The sequence below is a fragment of the Amycolatopsis sp. NPDC033938 genome (genome assembly GCF_055575975.1).
Genome location: NZ_JBVIRO010000009.1, coordinates 274,751 through 291,829, shown reverse-complemented (window position 1 = coordinate 291,829; position 17,079 = coordinate 274,751). Strand labels below are relative to the sequence as shown.

Below are 17,079 nucleotides of genomic sequence, written 5' to 3'. Positions count from 1 at the left end.
TCCTCAGCCGTTGTTCTCGATGATCAGGAGACGGTCTTCGCCGAGCCGGGCGCGACGGCCCGGCAGGACGACCGTCGTGGCGAACTTCTCCGAGACGATCGCCGGGCCTTCGACCACGGCTCCGGCTTCGAGGCGTTCGCGGACGTGCACGGGGACCGAGACCGTCCGGTCGGCGCTCGGCACCCGCAGTTCGCGGTGTCCTAGCAGCGAGACGCCGTCCTCCGCGGCCGCGCTCGGGACCTTGTGCGGGCGCGGGATCACCGCGGTCACCTCCAGCGTGGAGGCGACGACCGGGATCTCGGCGGCGGAGAAGCCGTAGGACTCCTGGTAGAAGGCGTGGAAGTCGGCGACTGTCTCCGGCACGCTGTCGGCGGTCACCCGGTCTCCCCGGATCGGCAGCCGGTTGTCCCAGGTCTGCCCGCGATACATCGCGAAGATCGCGCGGTCGAAGGTCAGGCCGTCGACATCGACCCCCTGCGAGGTCAGCTCCTCGAGGAGGTTGCGTTCCATGGCCGCGAATCCGTCTTCGATCGCGGTGGCGTTGTCCGGCGACAGCGGGACCATCAGCGACCGGGCGCGGGTGGTGCGCAGGTCGCTTTGCAGCAGCCCCAACGCGGAGAACTGGCCGGGAGTGGTGGGGACGACGACGGTGTCGACCCCGAGGATCCGGGCGACGCGGTCCGCGAGCATCGGCCCGGCGGAGCCGAACGGGAGCAGCGCGAACTCGCGGACGTCGAGTCCCCGGTAGACCGAGATGGTGCGGATCTTGGCGGCGATGTCCTCGCATGCGACCTGGTAGGCGGTCTCGGCCAGTTCGTCGGCCGTGAGGTTCCAGCGCTCGCCGGCGCGGGTGAGGGCGGCACGGGCGGCCTCGACGTCGAGAGTGATCCGGCCGTCGGCGAACAGATCCGGCTGCAGGACGCCCAATACGAGGCAGGCGTCGGTCAGGGTGGCCTCGACCCCGCCGCGGCCGTAGCAGGCGGGCCCCGGATCCGAGCCTGCCGACGCCGGCCCGACCGCGATCTGTCCCAGCGCGTTCGGCCCGATGATGCTGCCCGCACCGGAGCCGACGCTCTCGACGTCGACAAGGGGCAGGGTGAGGGTCAGCCCCGTCTCCAGGGTCCAGAGGTCGGTCAGCGGGGTCTTGGCGTCCACGATCGCGGCGACGTCGGTGCTGGTCCCGCCGACGTCCATGGTCAGCAGGTTCCGCCTGCCGGCGTCGCGGGCGAGGGCGATACTGCCGGTGACCCCGCCGACCGGGCCGGAGACCAGCTGGAACACCGGGGCGCGGCCCGCGTCCTGCACGGTGGCGACGCCACCGTTGGTCATCATGATCCAGAGCGTGCCGCCGAACGAGCGTTCGGCCAGCGCGGCGGTCAGCCGTTCGAGGTAGCCGACCACGGCCGGTCCGACATAGGCGTCGAGTGCGACGGTGGTGGTGCGCTCGTGTTCCTTGCTGACCGGGTACAGCGCGGACGTCTGGATGTAGGCGTTCGGCAGCTCCTCGGCGAGGATCTCCGCGGCTCGCTGCTCGTGCCCCCGGTTCTGATAGGAGTTCATGAAACAGACGCCGACCGCTTCGACGCCCTGCTCGGCGAAGGCGCGTCCCGCCACCCGGACCGCCTCTTCGTCCAGCGGGAGCAGTTCCGAACCGTCGTAGGCGATCCGCTCCGGGATCCCGACCCGGTTCCGCCGCTCCACGATGGGCCGCTCCTGGTGCGGGCGCAGCCAGGTCGGGTCGTAGAACCGGTCGCCGAACTCCCGGTGCATCCGGCCGATGTCGAGCAGGTCGCGATGCCCCTGCGTCGCCAGCAGCCCGGTCCTCGCGCCCGCCCTGCTCAGGAGGGCGTTGATGCCGACGGTGTGTCCGTGCACGATCTCCGCGACCTCGGGAACGGTGACGTCAATGGCGCCGAGGGCCTGCAGCACCCCCGTCTCCTGTTCCCTGGTCGAGAGCACTTTCCCGTCGCGGATCTCCCCCGTCGTCCGGTTGAGTCCGATGATGTCGGTGAAGGTTCCCCCGACGTCGATGCCGACCAGCCAGTCGGCTGAGCCACGCTGCTCAGTCACTTTCCCGCCTCCACGGTCGTCCGTGTATGAGGCGTTCATTCTGGGAACGAGGCACCTGCGGCGGCATCGGCCAAGGGTCAGGGATTTCGTGCGACCTTAGGGCAGGTTCCGACGCAGCCAGTAGGCCATCGCCTCGGTCCGGCTGCTGACCCCGAGCTTGCGCAGGATGCTGGTGATGTGCGATTTCGCCGTACGCTCGGAGATCACGAGCCGCTGGGCGATGTGCCGGTTGGAGTGTCCGGCCGCGAGCAGATCCATCACCTGGCTCTCGCGCGCCGTGAGGCGGGGGTCCACTGTGGGCGGGGCCGGGGGCGCCTGCCGCGGGACAGCCGACGGGTTCGTCAGCAGCCGGTCCGCCGCGCCCCGCAGGAAGGCGACCCCTTCGAGCACCGTCAGCCTGCCGAGTGAATGGCTCAGTGCCTCGGCCAGCACAGACAGCAAAGCCTGGTCGGCGTCGTCGACATCGCGGCGCTGGTGGTAGCAGTCGCCGTGCAGCAATCCGGCGACCTCACCGTGCAGGGTCAGTGGCGCGACACCGTACGAAGTGGACTTGGTGACGTGGATGAGGTCCTTGTCGACACGAGTGCTCCGCTGCGCGTCGAAGATCAACCTCGGCCTGCCGGATCGGACGACCTCACCCTCGACGAGGTCTGCGCCGAGCTGAGGCGGCGAGGCCTTGCCGACAGCCACGATCTCGTCGGCCCACCGGGGCTCCTTGGTCACACACATGGTGTGCAGCCGCCAGATCGAATCCTCCACTGTGGACACGAGAACCCGGTCGAAGCCGAGACGGCAGCCCGCCTCCGGAACCCGGCTCAGGAACTCGTCGACGGTGTTCGCGTCGCGGAGGGACGCCAGGGATTCCGCGACACTGCGGAGCAGGACGTGCCTGTCGGCCAGCCTGGCTTCGGCGAGTTCACCCTCGAAGGCGCGGATTCGGCCGAGCAGTTCAACCAGTGCCGGTGGCGCGGTTTCGCTCGTGCGTCGCAGGGTTTCGCCCATGACGGCGTTCCAGAGCCTGCCCAGTACTGTTTTGGCTTCGTCCGCCCACGGGCCGGCCGGCCGGGGAATCGGGATGTCGAGGCCCAGGGCGGACCGCACGTCGGCGCACAGGTCGCGATACCGCCGCGCGAGGGCCTCGTCCGCTTCCATCGTCCACCTCGACAATCCACGCTTCTATCGACAATATATGATCTATTGCCTCTCGGCCAGCTTCAGCGCGGCTGCGAGGAACGGCCATGAGGTGTGCAGCTCTCGCTCCCAGTAAGGCCAGGTGTGCGTACCGTCGCCGTAGTAGTCGACGGTCACCGGGATCCCATGAAGCCGGAGCCGGTCGGTGAAAGTGCGAGACGAGGCTGACGCGGCGGCCTCGATGGGATCGGTCGACCATGGATTTCCCGCTTGGCGTCCGTCACCCGAAGAGACGTAGAGGGCGGTGCCCCGCAGGTCGTCGACGTGATCGAAGGGGTTGCGCGCGCTCCAGGCGGCGTGATCCCACCATTGCGAACCCCACAGGTCCTCGGGCCCGTGGCCCTGGCGGACCAGGATCAGCTGGATCAACTGGGCCGCGGTGGGCAGCAGCGTGTTGGGAAGGCCGCTGTAGGAGGCGGCCGCGGTGAACATTCCCTTGTGGCGGAAGGCGTAGGCCATCGCGCCGTAGCCGCCGGTGGACAGTCCAGCCACCGCCCGGGTCTGGTTGACCCGGAATCTGCTTTCGATCACTTGCCGCGCTTCGGTCGTGTGGAACGTTTCCCAGTCCGGTTTCCCGGAGCGCCACGCGGAGTAGAACGCCGCGTACCCACCGGCGGGCATCACCACCACGACGTCCTTGTCCGCGGTGAACTCTTCGACGTCGGTGTGCGCGGCCCAGCCGAGATAGTCCGGTGTCGGCACGGTGTCCTGATCGGCGCAACAGCCGTGCAGCAACCACAGTTGCGGGAACGAGCGTTCGGGCCGGACGGTGTAGTTCGACGGGACCAGCACCCTGACCATGGCGGTGGTGCCCAGCGCGGGCGAGTCGATCGCGAGATCCGTCGTCCGCTCGTCGATCCGGACCTCGCCGACGACGCGGGCATCTTCGGCCGCCGCGGGCGGGATCGTCACGCCCGCGGCGATGACGAGCAGAACGGTCGCGATCCTGAACAGCCGTCTCATCGGGAATCCTCCGGGAAGTCGAGTGCGGCGGACAAGGCGGCCGCGAGCGCCGTGACGTGCGGTGGGTCGATCATCGAGACGTGGTCGCCGGGCACCCGCGCGACCCGCAGCCGCGGACACAGCGCGTCCCAGCCGAGAGCCTCGTCGGTCCGCAGATACCGCGGATCCAGCATCGTGGTCAGCGGATGCGGCTGATCCGCCCGGAGCAGCACAACCGGTCCGTGCCACGGACGCGGGGTGTACCGCTCGGCCACCAGTGCGTCCACAGAGGACGTTCGCTGATGAAGCAGGACGCCCTCGCCGATCCCGGGCACCGCCATGCGGACCCGGTCGAGCACGAGCCCGATCCGGTCGTCCTCCCCGACGGCGGCGAGTTCGTCATGGGACAGTCCGAGCGGGACGCCGTAGGTGCGCTCGATGTGTTCGGTGAAGCGGATGAACCGGTCGAGCGGCGCGGTGTCCGGCCCGGGCAGCGGGAGGATCGAGTCGATGAGCACCACCGGCCCGGCCAGCCTGCCTCGTTCGGTGAGCACCCGGGCGACTTCGTAGGCGAGGTAACCCCCGAAGGACCAGCCCGCCAGCGCGCAGGTTCCCTCTGGTTGGCGGTCGGCGATCAGATCGGCGTAGTGCGCGGCTTTCTCTTCGACGGAGTCGAGGTGGTCGATCCGCTCGTAGCCGAGGCACGGACGATCGAGCGCGTCACGAGGGGCTGGTACACGCTCGTGGCCCCGCCCGCCGGATGGAACAGGTGCAGCGGCGGGCCGTCCCCGTCGCGCAGAGTGCGGACGGTGCCTTCAGGAGAGGCGTCGAGCAGGTCGCGGACGACGTCGGCCATGGCGGCCACGGTGGGGATGTCGAACAGGCCGGACGGTTCGGCGCCAAGGCGCCGGGTGACGGCCTCGCGCAGCCGCCCGGCGGCCACGGCTGTGCCCGCGAAGTCGTCGTGCACGCCGACCTCGGGTACCTCCAGGACGTCACGCCACAGCGACGAGATCCAGCGTTCCGCGTGGTCGCGGGCTCCGACGACGACAGGAGCGGCGCCGGCCTCGATGCCGAGGTCCGCGGCGATGGCGGCAGCGATCTCGGACGTTCCCGCCCCGCGTAGGAGCAGGGCGGTGGACGGCTGGGTGCCGAACTCCCGCAGCACCGCCGTGCGCAACCGCAAGGCAGTCAATGAGTCCAGGCCCAGTTCGAGCAGCGGTGTCCGCGGATCCGGTGGAGAGATCCCCAAGACGTCGGTGACGCAGGCGAGCAGGCGTTCTTGAACTGTGCCACTTCTCCTTGCCTGCGTGGCGCGGGTGACGAGGCCGGCCAGGAACGGCCGGTCCGCCAAGGCAGGGAAGGCCTCGACGGCAGCGTTCAGGTCGCTGTCCAACAGGCCGAATGCCGGACGGCCGTCGGCGAGGACCGCGCCGAGCGTGTCCAGAGCGGAGGCGGGATCGATCGACGCCAGCCCCGCGTTGAGCCGCTCTTCGGCACCGTCACGGGTCCACGCGGCCCAGTTGACGGTGGTCGCGGGCAGTCCGGCGGCCCGCCGGGCGGCCACCAGTGCGTCCAACCAGGCGTTGGCGGTGGCGTGCGCGGCCTGGCCAGGCGAACCGACCAGTCCGGCCAGCGAGGACTGCGCGAGCCACCAGTCCAGTTCGACGTCCTTCGTGGCTTCGTGCAGCCGCAGGCCACCGAGGACCTTGGGTCGCCAGGCGCGGGCCAGGTCGTCCGCGTCCAGCTCGGTCAGGACCCGATCCGCGAGCACGCCGGCACCGTGCACGACTCCCCGCAGCCGAACGCCGCCCTCCTGCGCACGTTCGACGAGCCGCTCGGCCACCCCGAATTCGGCCAGGTCACCGAGCACGACGTCGACGTGCGCCCCTCGAGCACGCAGGCCGTCGAGCACACCGGGGGCGGGTCCGGTCCTGCTGTTGAGGACCAGCCGGGTCGCGCCGTGATCCGCCAGCCACCGGGCGGTCAGCAGGCCGAGTTCGCCCAGGCCGCCGGTGATCACGTAGGCGCCCGGCCCGACCGGGACCGGGCCTGACGCCAGGATGGTTCGGGTCAGTTTCGCGGCGAAGCGGCGGCCTTCGCGCCAGGCGACCTCGTCCTCCGGCTGATCCGCGCGGAGTTCGGCGACCAGCGAATCCCTCCGGTCCAGGTCCACCTGTGTCGCGCGCAGCCCGGGATGTTCGAAGGCGAGCACCCGGATGACCGCGCGGAGCGAAGCGAGACCGGGGCGACCGCTCTCCCCCGGCAGCACGGCGTGCGCTCCTCTCGTGACGAGCCACAGGCGTGGTGATTCGGGCCGATCGGTCAGTTCCCGCACCAGAGTGGCCACCCGGAGCACCTGTCGCTGGGCGGCGTCGGGGTCGGTGGCCTCTCCGGCGACCAGTACCACCGCGTCGGCCGGGCGGGAGGGGTCGGTGTGCACTCTGTCCCCCGCTTCGGCGAGAGCGGCGGCCAGCTCAGGTTCGTCCACTTCGGACACCAGCGCCCAGGTTTTCGGACCGGATTCCCTCTGCGGCAACGGAACGGGCTCCCAGCGCGGTTCCAGCGCGGTGACCGGCGTCTTCAATCGCGAAGCACGGACTCGCGCGAATTCGACCAGCACGGTGTCGTCGTCGGCCAGCAACTGGACGGTGCCGGTGATGCCGTCCGGGGCGGATCCGGTGACCTCGGCCGCGCACCAAGTGCCGCGCGAGGGGTCGCCGAGCAGTCGGACCGAGCCGAGGACGGTGGGCACGTACCGTCCGGGAGCGGTCCCGGAACTCGCCGCGGCCGCCGCGAGGACGTGGAGGCAGGCGTCGGCGAGCGCGGGATGCAGTGCGTACGCCGGATGGTGTGTCGCCTCCTCAGGCAGCGTCAGGCGGGCGGACGCTGCTCCGTTCGCCGCGTGCACCCCGTGGAGTGCGCGGAAAGCCGGTCCGTACGCGTGGCCGGCGTCGGCGAAACGGCTGTACAGGTCGATGTCCGGCCCCTCGACCCGTGACAGTGGTGGCGGGGCGGCCGAGTCGTCGTCCACGACCGTGGCCCGGGCGTGGGTGACCCATTCGCCCGCCGAACGTGCCAGCACCGTGAACTCGTCACCGGTCAGGCTCGAGGTGATCGTGACCGGGGCCGACAGGTGCAGGAGGGCCTCCAGGGTCAGCTCGCGGACGGCCTTGCCGCCTGCGGCCAGTGCCAATTCCAGGTAGCCGGTGGCCGGGAAGACGGGGATGTCCTCCAGGGCGTGGTCGGCGAGCCACGGGAGACGTTCGGTCGAGATCTCCGCCTGCCACAGGTGACGACCGTCCTCCGGCACCTCGACGTGTTCGCCGAGCAGCGGATGCCTGGCCGGAAACGCCGTCGTGGCTCGCCAGTACCGGGTGTGCCGCCAGCGTGGCCCCGGTAGGTCCACGACCGGTGCCTCCGGATAGTGCCCGCGCAGCACGCCGGGATGCCCGGCGGCGTGCAATCCCGCGAGCGCCGGCATGAAGCCGTCGGCGTCGCGGCTCGTGCTCGCCAACGCCAGAGTGTCCGGGCCGCAGGTGTCCTCGATGGCGGTCAAGGTCACCGGATGCGGCGCGATCTCCAGGAAGACCGAGTGCCCCCGTTCTCTGGCGGCTTGCAAAGCCTGTGCGAAGCGCACCGGGCGCCGCAGGTTGGCCGTCCAGTGGTCGAGGTCGAATTTCGGCTCCGTCAGCGGGTCTTCGGGCACGCTCGAGAACACCCGGACCGAGGGCGCCGACGACGTCACCGTCCCGACAGCGTCGCGGAATCGCCGTAACCCCGGCTCGACGGCCGCGGTGTGCGCGGCCGCACCGATGGGCAGGAGACGGACGAACCGTCCTTCAGCCGACGCCCAGGCCACGACGCGGTCGACAACCGGCGCGGGCCCGGCGACAGTGCACTGGCCGGGCGACGCGTACACCGCGACCTCCAGGCCGGGAAACCGAGTGTCCACTTCGGACGCCGGCAGTTCGACCACCGCCATCGCGCCCGCGTTCGCGATGTCCAGCGCGGCGAGAAGCCGCGCACGCTCCAGGACCACCAGCAGCCCCTGCCGGACCTCCAGCGCTCCCGCGACGACCGCGGCGGCGACCTCCCCCACCGAATGCCCCACCACGGCGGCCGGACGTACCCCACGGCTTTCCCAGTACCGCGCGAGAGCGACCTGCACACCGAACAACGCCGGTTGCACCACCCGGAGATCGCCGTCGTCACCTTCCAGCGCGTCGCGCAACGAGAAACCGCATACCTCGGCGAACACGGGGTCCAGATCGGCCACGGCGGCGGCGAAATCGGGTTCGGCGGCAGCCAGCCGTGTCCCCACGCCGGTCCAGGACGCCCCGAACCCGGAGAAGACGAACACGGGCGCGGCCGCTTCGGCACGGACGAGACCCGTGGTCACCTCCGCCACGGCGTCACCGCGCGCGATCGCCCGCAGCCCGGCGACGGCGGCGGCACGGTCGGCCGCGCGCACGACGCCACGGACCCGGCCGTGGTCACGCCGCCGCACCAAGGCCGCGGCCACCGACGGCAGCGGTATGTCGGATCGTTCTTCGAGCCAGTCCGCGAGATCGGTGGCCTGGGTGGCGAGCCGGTCGGAATCCGCACCAGACACGGCGAAGAGTTCGGTCCGGTGCTCGCCGGCAGGCGCGGGAGCCGGTGCCTTGGGCCATTCCTCGACCACGACGTGGGCATTGGTGCCCCCGAAGCCGAACGCCGAGACCCCGGCGCGCGCACGGCCTGAATAGCGCGGCCACGGCATGGGGGTGCGTACCACACTCAGGCCGTCGAAAGCGATGTGCGGATTGGGTTCCCGGAAGTGCAGGCTGCGCGGAACGACGCCGTGGTCGAGGGCGAGGACGACCTTGATCAGCCCCGCGATCCCCGCCGCCCCTTCCAGATGGCCCAGGTTGGTCTTCACCGATCCCAGCAGCAGCGGGTTTTCCGACGTCCTCCCGGAGCCGAGTGCCGTCCGGAGCGCACCCGCTTCGATCGGGTCGCCCAGCAGGGTTCCGGTGCCGTGTGCCTCCACGTAGTCCACAGTGGACGCGTCGACTCTGGCGACGTCGTAGGCTTCGCACAAGAGATCGGCCTGCGCCGCGGGATTGGGGGCCATCAATCCGTTGGACCGGCCGTCGGAGTTGACCGCGCTGCCCCGCAGGACCGCGAGGATCCGGTCGCCCGCCGACCGGGCGTCCGCGAGCCGCCGCAGGACGACTACCCCGCATCCTTCGCCGCGCACGATCCCGTCGGCCGAGGCGTCGAAGGCCTTGCAGCGCGCGTCGGCGGCGAGCAGCCCGGCACGCCGGAAAGTGGTGAAGGGACCTGCGCTGAGCAAGAGGTTCACTCCCCCGGCCAGCGCGAGGTCGCACTCTCCGCGTTGCAAGCTCGCCAAAGCGTGGTGCACCGCGACCAGCGACGAGGAGCACGCCGTGTCCACGACCACCGAGGGGCCTCTCAGGTCCAGCAAGTACGAGAGCCGGTTGGCCACGATCGCGGCCGATGCCCCGGTGCCCGACCAGGCGTCGACCCGTCCGGGGTCGGCCATGCTCAGCGCGCCGTACTCGGCGGCCGAGACACCCGCGAAGACCCCCGTCCGGCTGCCCCGAAGCCCACCCGGGGCGATACCCGCGTGCTCCAGAGCCGCCCAGGCGACCTCCGCCATGATCCGCTGCTGCGGATCCATCGCCTCTGCCTCGTGGGCGGTGACACCGAAGAATTCCGCGTCGAATCCGGCGACGTCGTCGAGATAGCCGCCCGATTCGTCGGGTCCTTCACGGCCGGGAGGCCGAGGACCGATGACGTCTCGTCCGTCGGTCAGCAACTCCCAGAACCCGGCGGGAGAGTCGATCCCGCCCGGCAGCCGGCAGCCGAGCCCGATCACCGCGATCGGCTCCGCCTCGACGGCGGGACCGGTCCTGGTGCCTTGGGGATCGGGTGCGAGCAGCGCGGAGACCAGTTCGGTGACACTCGGGTGCCGGTAGACCAGATCCGGGGCGACAGGCCTGCCCAGGACGTCACCGAGTTCGCCTGCGACGCCGATGGCGTCACGCGAAGAGACGCCCAGGTCGCGCAGCGGCCGGTCCACCTCGATCAGGCCGGGCGACAGCGATGTCAGTTCCGACAGCCTGGTGACCAGCCACGCGGTGAGCTCGGCGGGGGTCACGCGAACTCCGCCAGGTACCGGTCACGGCAAGCCGACCGGGCGATCTTCCCGCTGGAGGTGCGGGGCAACGTGTCCGGTTCGACGAGCCGCACGTCCTGCAAGGCGAGCCCGTGCCGCCGGGCGACCGCGGCACGCACGGTCGCGGCGAACCGCAGAGTGTCCACGGCACCCGGCCCGATCCGGCGGTTGCGCTCGGCGAGGACGACCGCGCGTTCACCGGCCGGGGTGTTCACGGCGAACGCGACACTGTTGCGCGGCCGGACGGCGTCGTGTGCGCTTTCGACGGTGTCCTCGACGTCCTGCGGGTAATGGTTGCGTCCGTCCACGATGATCAGATCCTTGATCCGCCCGGTCACGTACAACTCCCCCTCATGCCGTGCGCCCAGATCGCCGGTGCGCAGCCAGCGGCCGAGGCCGGGCCGGTCGGCCAGCCGAGCACCGAACACGGCGGCGGTCTCCACTGGCCGGTTCCAGTAGCCACGCCCGACGTTGGGCCCGTTCACCCAGATCTCGCCCACCGTCCCGTCGGGTACCTCCCGCTCGGTGCCCGGATCGACCACCAGCACCCGCTGGTCTATCGACCGTCCACAGGAGACGAGTTCGACGCCGTCGTCCGCCGCTTCGGCGAGTCGTCCGTCCGCGAGCGCCACCCGGTCGAATCGCCGTCCTCTCGCGACGGAACCCGCCGTGCTCGCCGAGACGTACACCGTGGCCTCGGCCAGCCCATAGGAAGGACGGTGTGCCTCGGGTCTGAGCCCGCACTCCGCGAACGCCTCCCGGAAGCGCTCGATCGCGGTGGGGCGTACGGGCTCGCTCCCATCGACCAGGGCGAGAACGGTGTCCAGCCGCAACAACGCTTTTTCCGGCCCGCGGACCCGCGCGGCGGCGTAGGCATAGGCGAAGCCGGGTGCCGCGGTCACCGCACCGGGGTTGTCCGACAGCGCCTGTAGCCATCGCAGCGGCTGTTCCAGGAACGCCAGTGGTCGCATCAGGACGGTGCGGACCCCGCTCACCAGCGGCCCGGCGATCGACAGCATCAGCCCCATGTCGTGGAAGAGCGGCAGCCAGCTCACCGTGACACCTTGCCCGCCGCTGACCCCGTAGGCCGCGCAGGCCTGCCGCGCGTTGGCGACGACGTTCCCGTGCGTGATGACCACGCCGCGCGGGGTGCCGGTGGAGCCCGAGGTGTATTGCAGGTACGCGACGTCGTCGGGGGTCAGGGCGACCGCCGCGGTTTCCCCACGCGCGTCCGGAATTTCCTCCACCACGTGGACGGCGACGTCGTTCATCCCCCGCTCGTCGAGAAAGGCCCGGACCTGCCCGCTCTCGTCCGCCCCGGTCAGCACCAGGCGGGACGCGCAATCGGCGAGCACGGCGGCGAGCCGGTCCCCGTGGCCCGGCAGGTCCGGGCCGAAGAGCGGCACCGCCACCGCGCCCGCGCGCAGGATTCCCAGGAACGCTGTGACGTACCCGGGACTCTGATCCGCCATGATCGCCACCGGTTCCCCGGCGTCCACCCTCGTACGCAGCCAGACCGCGATGTCGGTGGCCCGGGCGTCGAGCCGGCGCCAGGTCAGCGAGACCGCGCGCCCGGCGGGATGCCGCCGGTGGTCCAGGAACGTGAGGGCCACGGCGTCGCCGTCCAAAGCGGCACACGCCGCGAGCTGTCCTGGCAACGGGGCGATGGCCGTCGAAACGGCTGCGACCGAGATCATCGAATCTTCCTCACTTCGTCGGTGTGCAGGGGCAGGAGCAGGCGCGTGGCCAGCGACGCGGCCACGGCGGTCAGAACGGCAGCAACGGCGAGCGCACGGGTGTAGCCGTCGACGAGCGGGCCGAGCGCCACCAGCGCACCGGCCAAGCCGACACCCACGGCGCCCGACAGTTCACGCGACGCGGACAGCAGCCCTGCGGCGGTGCCCGCCAGCCGGGACGGGACGGCCTCCAATACCTGGGTGGCCAGCGGAGCGGTGAAAGCAGAGCCGAACCCGACCAGCGCGAGCGCGGCGAGTCTCGGAAGGATCGCGGGCTCGTTCCCGAAGATCGCGAGAGTTCCCAGGCCGCCGGCCACCGTGGCGAACCCACCGGCGACCGCCGCACCGACGCCCAGTCTGCTCACCGCTCGTCCGACGAGAGGTGTCGCAGCGATCACCGCCAGCGCCACGATCACCAGCGGCAGGGCGGCGGTCCAGGGCCCGACGCTGAACAGCTCCCCATACGCCAGCGGCGTGAAGAACGCGACGCCGGTGACGCCGATCCCCCAAAGTGCTTGCAGCAACAGGGACCCGACCAAAGACCGGTGTCGCATCAACTCCGGCAATGCCCGACGGAGCCGTGGAGTCCTCTCTCCCAGTTCGGCTGGCGCCGCTCCGGAGAGCAGCAGCACGACCACGGCGCAGGCCAGCACCGCCCAGAACACCCACCGCCAGTGCAGGTACTGACTCAATGCCCCGCCGAGGACCGGCCCACCGGCCAGACCGCAGGCCAGCGCCGCCAGCCATCCGGCCGCTCCGGTGGTCCGGCGAGCGGGTGGCAGGGCCGACCGGAGCAGGGTCAACGTGGCGGGCACGATCGCCGCGGCCGCCACACCCTGCACCACCCGGCCCGCCATCAGCGGGGCGCTCGCCCAAGCCGTCGCGGCGAGAAAGGCCCCGAGCGTGAATCCGGCGCCACCCCACCGCAATACCATCCGCGCGCCGAACCGATCGATCACCGGTCCGGCGAACACCAGCAGCGTGGCGAAGGGCAGCGCGTAGCCCAGTCCCAGCCACGGCACCAACCCGATTCCGGTGCCGAGATCCGCGACGATGGAACCGGCAGCCGCCGCGACGATCGTGTTGTCCACCGCGACCAGGAAAGCGACCGTGACGATCAGCGCGAGCACGGACGTCGTCCGTCCACAGTGGATTGTCTGGTCATCCTGGCGGCAGATTCCCATTTCCACTCCACTCTCCGTCGAGTCGGGCGGCGCTTTCCCGCTACGACGGTAAGGAGCAGACCCGTTACCGGCTGTCCAACTTCTTGGACAGTCACCAGCGGGCAAAGCTCCTTTACTTCGAACCGAGCCCCGCTCCGCTGATCTGGCTCAACGTCGAGAAGTTCACAACACGGAGGTTTCACGCGCTCATGTCCAGAAACCCTCTTCTCCGCCCCCGTCGCGCGGCGGCCGGTCTCACGGCCGTCCTGTCGCTCCTCGCCGGAGGCCTCCTGGCGTCGTCACCGGCGTACGCCGCCACCGCCACCCCGGGCAGGTTCCTGCTCGTGGGCGGTCTGCTTTCCCAGAACGTCGCGGTACATGGTGTCGCCAAGGACGGCACGCTTTCGAAGGTCTCCGGATCGCCGTTCTCCGCGTCCGCCGGCTTTTCGATCGTCGTCACCCCCGACGGCAAGAAGGCCTACGTCGCCAGCCTGACCGGCTCGTCGATCACCGGGTACCGGATCGGCGCCGACGGCAAGCTCACCGCGATTCCCGGCGGCAAGGTCGGTACCGGCGCCGCCGTCGTCGGCCTCGCCCTCACCCCCGACGGCTCGCGACTGTTCGCGACCATGGGCGGCGGCGAGAACGAGGTCCGCTCCTACGACGTCGGCGCGTCCGGCACCCTCACGAAGACGACCGCGCCCCCGGCGGCGGTTCCCGGCGACAGCGCGCTCAGCCTGCCCGCCCTCACACCGGACGGCAGGTTCCTGTTCGTCACCAGCACCACACTGTCCAAAGTGACCAGTTTCGCGGTCGCGCCGGACGGCCGCCTCACCCTGATCGGCCAGTACGCCACGGGGAACGTCCCTGCGCTGCCCGCGGTCACTCCCGACGGCCGATTCCTGTACATCAGCAACGAACAGGGCGCCAGCATGATCGGGTACGCCATCGGCGGGGACGGCACGCTCACCCCGACCCCGGGTGGCCCGTACCCGACCGGGGATCTTCCGCACGGTGCGGCGATCACCGCCGACAGCGGCCGTCTGTACGTGCCCACAGCGGGCAGTGGCGCCGTCGAGGGATTCCGGATCGGCGCGGACGGCGCGCTCACCTCGCTGCCGGGATCGCCCTACGACGCTCCGGACGGCATGCCGGGCCGCACGATCCTGAGCCCGGACGAGAAGGTGCTGTTCCTGGCCGACGTCTTCTCCCCCGGGGTGACTTCGCGGGTGCACAGCTACAACGTCGGCGAGAACGGCGGCCTGGCACCGACCGGGCTGCCCGCCACGAACACGGGCGTGCTGATGAACGACGGCCCGTCCGCCGTGCTCACCCCGGATCAAGGGCCGACCGCGTCCGTGCGCGTGGTCTCCGCTCAGGGCGGCACCGGCTTCTTCTCCGCCGCGACGTCGTCCGACCCGGACGGAAGGATCGTGCGGTACGACTGGGACTTCGGTGACGGACAGATCTTGACCACGTCGGAGCCCGAGGTCGCGCACGCGTTCACCGGCGCCGGTCCGCGGACGGTGAAGGTCACCGTGACCGACGACGAAGGCTGCTCGACGAAGGCGGTCTTCACCGGACAGACCGTCAGCTGCAACGGCGGACCACGGGCGACCGCGAGCGTCACCGCTCCTTAGCCCTTCCGGCAGACGAATGCGGCCCATCGTCCACTTCGGACGGTGGGCCGCCTTTCCTCGTGGGAGACCAGGTGGCAAAGATCGTGAAACAGACAAGGAGCAGCCGCGAGCGTTTGAGCGGGCGCGGCGGCCGCAAGTCCGTCCAGCGGGCACTCATGAGCCCACCACGTTCGTTCGGGTGCGCCTTCCCGCCATCCACCCAGTGTGACAAGGTGCGACCTCGCCGGGGAGGGACGGAGTTGTCCCTCCCTCGATCGTGATTACTCCCGTAACTTAGAGGCATTATATATTTAACGCTTTCCCTGTCGACCGTGCCGAAGGAGTCGCGATGGCAGACCGGATCACACCGGAGCCGCGTGACGCCACTCCGTTGAGCCGAGCGGCGAATCCGGTGCTCGAACGGTTCGCCGCCGAACTCGACGGATCCCCTGTCGCGTTGGTCCTCGCCGATCAGACAGCGAGGGTCGTCGACGTCCGCTCCGCGAACAGTTCGTTCCATCGGACCATCGAGGAACTCGGTATCGCTCCGGGCGTCTCGTTCGGCGAGGACGAAATCGGGGTCAACGCCGTGGGAACACCGGCGGAAACGAGGCAAGGACTGCTCGTCCGCGGCCCCGAACACTCGCTGGCACCCTTTCACGCGTTCACCTGTTATGGGCACCCGATCGTCAATCCGGTCACCCGCAGACTCGAAGGAGTGCTCGGTATCGGCAGGCCCTCCGGTGAGGACGACCGGCTGTTCCCGCCCCTCGTCCAGCGGATGGTCCGTGACATCGAAGACCGCCTGCAACTGGCTTCCCCCAACGCCCAGCACCGGCTGCTGACCGCGTTCCAGCAGGCTGCCCGACGCCGCGACCGTCCGGTGATCGTGCTCGGCGAAGGACTGGTGCTGGCCACACCCGCGGCACTGGACCTGCTCCAACCCGCCGACCACGCCGCCGTCCGGGCCTGTGCCGAACAGATTCCATCTCGTCTTGGCGAGACACAGCGTCTGGACCTGGCTTCCGGCCGCACCGTTGCGGTGCGCTGTGTCCCGATCGACGGAGTGCAGGGTGTACTGGTGGACATCCTCGCGGATGCGCCGGCACACCGGCACGACCGGTTCGACAGCGAACCGGGTTGGCCGCTCCTCGTCGTCGGCGAGCCGGGCAGCGGACGCACCACCGCGGCGAAGGAGGCCGCCGGAGGTGATCCGGTCACGCTCGACGCCGCCGAGATAGTGCGGCAGGGCGAGCAGTCGTGGGCAGTCACCATGGACGAGGTACTCGGAAGCCAGGGCGCGGCCGTGATCGTGGAGAACACCCAGCTTCTCTCCGAGCGGATGACCGCGCTCCTGGTCCAGCGTTTGCGCGCCACCCGGCGCGAGGTCGTGGTGGTTTCGACGCCCGGGGACCATCTGGACGGGGTGCACGCGCCACTGGCCGCGCTGTGCACCGCACGACGGAACCTGCTTCCCCTGCGGCGGCGACGGCACGAGATCCCCCAGCTCGCGCAACGCGTGCTGGACGAGGTCGCGGGCCCGGGGCGCACCCGGCTCACCGCCGATGCCTTGAGTGTGCTGACCGCACAGCCTTGGCCGGGCAACTTCTCCGAACTGCGGCGAGTCATGCACGCCGTCGCCGATACGCGCTCCGCGGGGGACATCGTCCCGGCGGATCTCCCCGAGTCTCATCGCGGGAGACCGTCGCCGGGTTCACCGCTGCGTCAAGCCGAACGCGAGGTCATCGTGGCCGCCATCGAAGCGGCGGGCGGGAACAAGCAGAAAGCGGCGACCGCGCTGGGCGTCAGCCGCTCGACGCTCTACAACCGGATACGCGCGCTGCGCATCGGCTGAAGGCGAAGGCGTACTCACTCGCGACCCTGCGCCACAAAGAGAGCCACTGCACCCAATGCCACATCGGAGACGCTCAGTGTCCCCAATGTGGCATTGGGGTACCTACGCCTGACCTGCACGAGGGTGGTTCCGCGAGCATCGTCGCCCGGTCTCACCTCTTGATCAACGGAAGATCCGGGACACTCAACGTCCCAGATCTTCCGTTGATCAAGCTCGCGCTCGCTCACGACCGGTGGATCGGAGGCCGAGCGGGGAAGATTCCGGACGCTCAACGTCCGAAATCTTCCCCACCCGGACCGCCCTGGCAACCCGCACAAGC

Annotated in this window: 9 protein-coding genes; 2 read left to right on the top strand and 7 right to left on the bottom strand. The window is 70.4% G+C overall.

Annotation, left to right across the window (positions count from 1 at the left end):
* Positions 1–3 precede the first annotated feature (3 nt).
* From ACZ5ZX_RS23680 to ACZ5ZX_RS23650, 7 genes are all read right to left on the bottom strand, one after another.
* Positions 4–2,070 carry a hydantoinase/oxoprolinase family protein gene (locus tag ACZ5ZX_RS23680; protein ID WP_465504165.1) on the bottom strand — a complete coding sequence of 689 codons (2,067 nt, stop codon included), beginning with the start codon at positions 2,068–2,070 and terminating at the stop codon, positions 4–6.
* 96 nt (positions 2,071–2,166) lie between these two features.
* Complete coding sequence (locus tag ACZ5ZX_RS23675; protein WP_465504164.1) at positions 2,167–3,222, bottom strand: LuxR C-terminal-related transcriptional regulator; 1,056 nt, start codon at positions 3,220–3,222, stop codon at positions 2,167–2,169.
* A 42-nt stretch (positions 3,223–3,264) separates the two neighbouring features.
* Positions 3,265–4,224, bottom strand: a complete 960-nt coding sequence (locus ACZ5ZX_RS23670) for an alpha/beta hydrolase (protein WP_465504163.1) — start codon at positions 4,222–4,224, stop codon at positions 3,265–3,267.
* A complete protein-coding gene (locus ACZ5ZX_RS23665) occupies positions 4,221–4,889 on the bottom strand; it encodes a thioesterase domain-containing protein (RefSeq protein WP_465504195.1) in 669 nt (222 codons plus the stop codon). Before ACZ5ZX_RS23665 ends, ACZ5ZX_RS23670 begins: the two co-directional genes overlap by 4 nt.
* The gene (locus ACZ5ZX_RS23660) at positions 4,838–10,369 is read right to left on the bottom strand and encodes an SDR family NAD(P)-dependent oxidoreductase (protein WP_465504162.1); all 5,532 of its coding nucleotides are present in this window, start codon (positions 10,367–10,369) and stop codon (positions 4,838–4,840) included. The genes ACZ5ZX_RS23665 and ACZ5ZX_RS23660 overlap by 52 nt, the downstream gene beginning before the upstream one ends.
* Positions 10,366–12,084, bottom strand: a complete 1,719-nt coding sequence (locus ACZ5ZX_RS23655) for a fatty acyl-AMP ligase (RefSeq protein ID WP_465504161.1) — start codon at positions 12,082–12,084, stop codon at positions 10,366–10,368. The genes ACZ5ZX_RS23660 and ACZ5ZX_RS23655 overlap by 4 nt, the downstream gene beginning before the upstream one ends.
* The gene (locus ACZ5ZX_RS23650; RefSeq protein ID WP_465504160.1) at positions 12,081–13,253 is read right to left on the bottom strand and encodes an MFS transporter; all 1,173 of its coding nucleotides are present in this window, start codon (positions 13,251–13,253) and stop codon (positions 12,081–12,083) included. Before ACZ5ZX_RS23650 ends, ACZ5ZX_RS23655 begins: the two co-directional genes overlap by 4 nt.
* A 242-nt stretch (positions 13,254–13,495) precedes the next feature.
* Here ACZ5ZX_RS23650 and ACZ5ZX_RS23645 point away from each other — a divergent pair, with 242 nt between their 5' ends.
* Positions 13,496–14,926 (top strand): beta-propeller fold lactonase family protein, encoded by a 1,431-nt coding sequence (locus ACZ5ZX_RS23645; RefSeq protein ID WP_465504159.1) that lies wholly within the window; start codon positions 13,496–13,498, stop codon positions 14,924–14,926.
* 328 nt (positions 14,927–15,254) lie between these two features.
* Positions 15,255–16,760, top strand: coding sequence for a helix-turn-helix domain-containing protein (locus tag ACZ5ZX_RS23640; RefSeq protein WP_465504158.1), 1,506 nt, complete (start codon positions 15,255–15,257; stop codon positions 16,758–16,760).
* The last annotated feature ends 319 nt before the right edge of the window (positions 16,761–17,079 follow it).

What these genes read in the sequence shown, in the direction of transcription:
- ACZ5ZX_RS23675 (WP_465504164.1), bottom strand. Translation starts at nt 3,222, where the DNA reads ATGGAAGCGGACGAGGCCCTCGCGCGGCGGTATCGCGACCTGTGCGCC.
- ACZ5ZX_RS23670 (WP_465504163.1), bottom strand. Translation starts at nt 4,224, where the DNA reads ATGAGACGGCTGTTCAGGATCGCGACCGTTCTGCTCGTCATCGCCGCG.
- ACZ5ZX_RS23645 (WP_465504159.1), top strand. Translation starts at nt 13,496, where the DNA reads ATGTCCAGAAACCCTCTTCTCCGCCCCCGTCGCGCGGCGGCCGGTCTC.
- ACZ5ZX_RS23640 (WP_465504158.1), top strand. Translation starts at nt 15,255, where the DNA reads ATGGCAGACCGGATCACACCGGAGCCGCGTGACGCCACTCCGTTGAGC.
- ACZ5ZX_RS23655 (WP_465504161.1), bottom strand. Translation starts at nt 12,084, where the DNA reads ATGATCTCGGTCGCAGCCGTTTCGACGGCCATCGCCCCGTTGCCAGGA.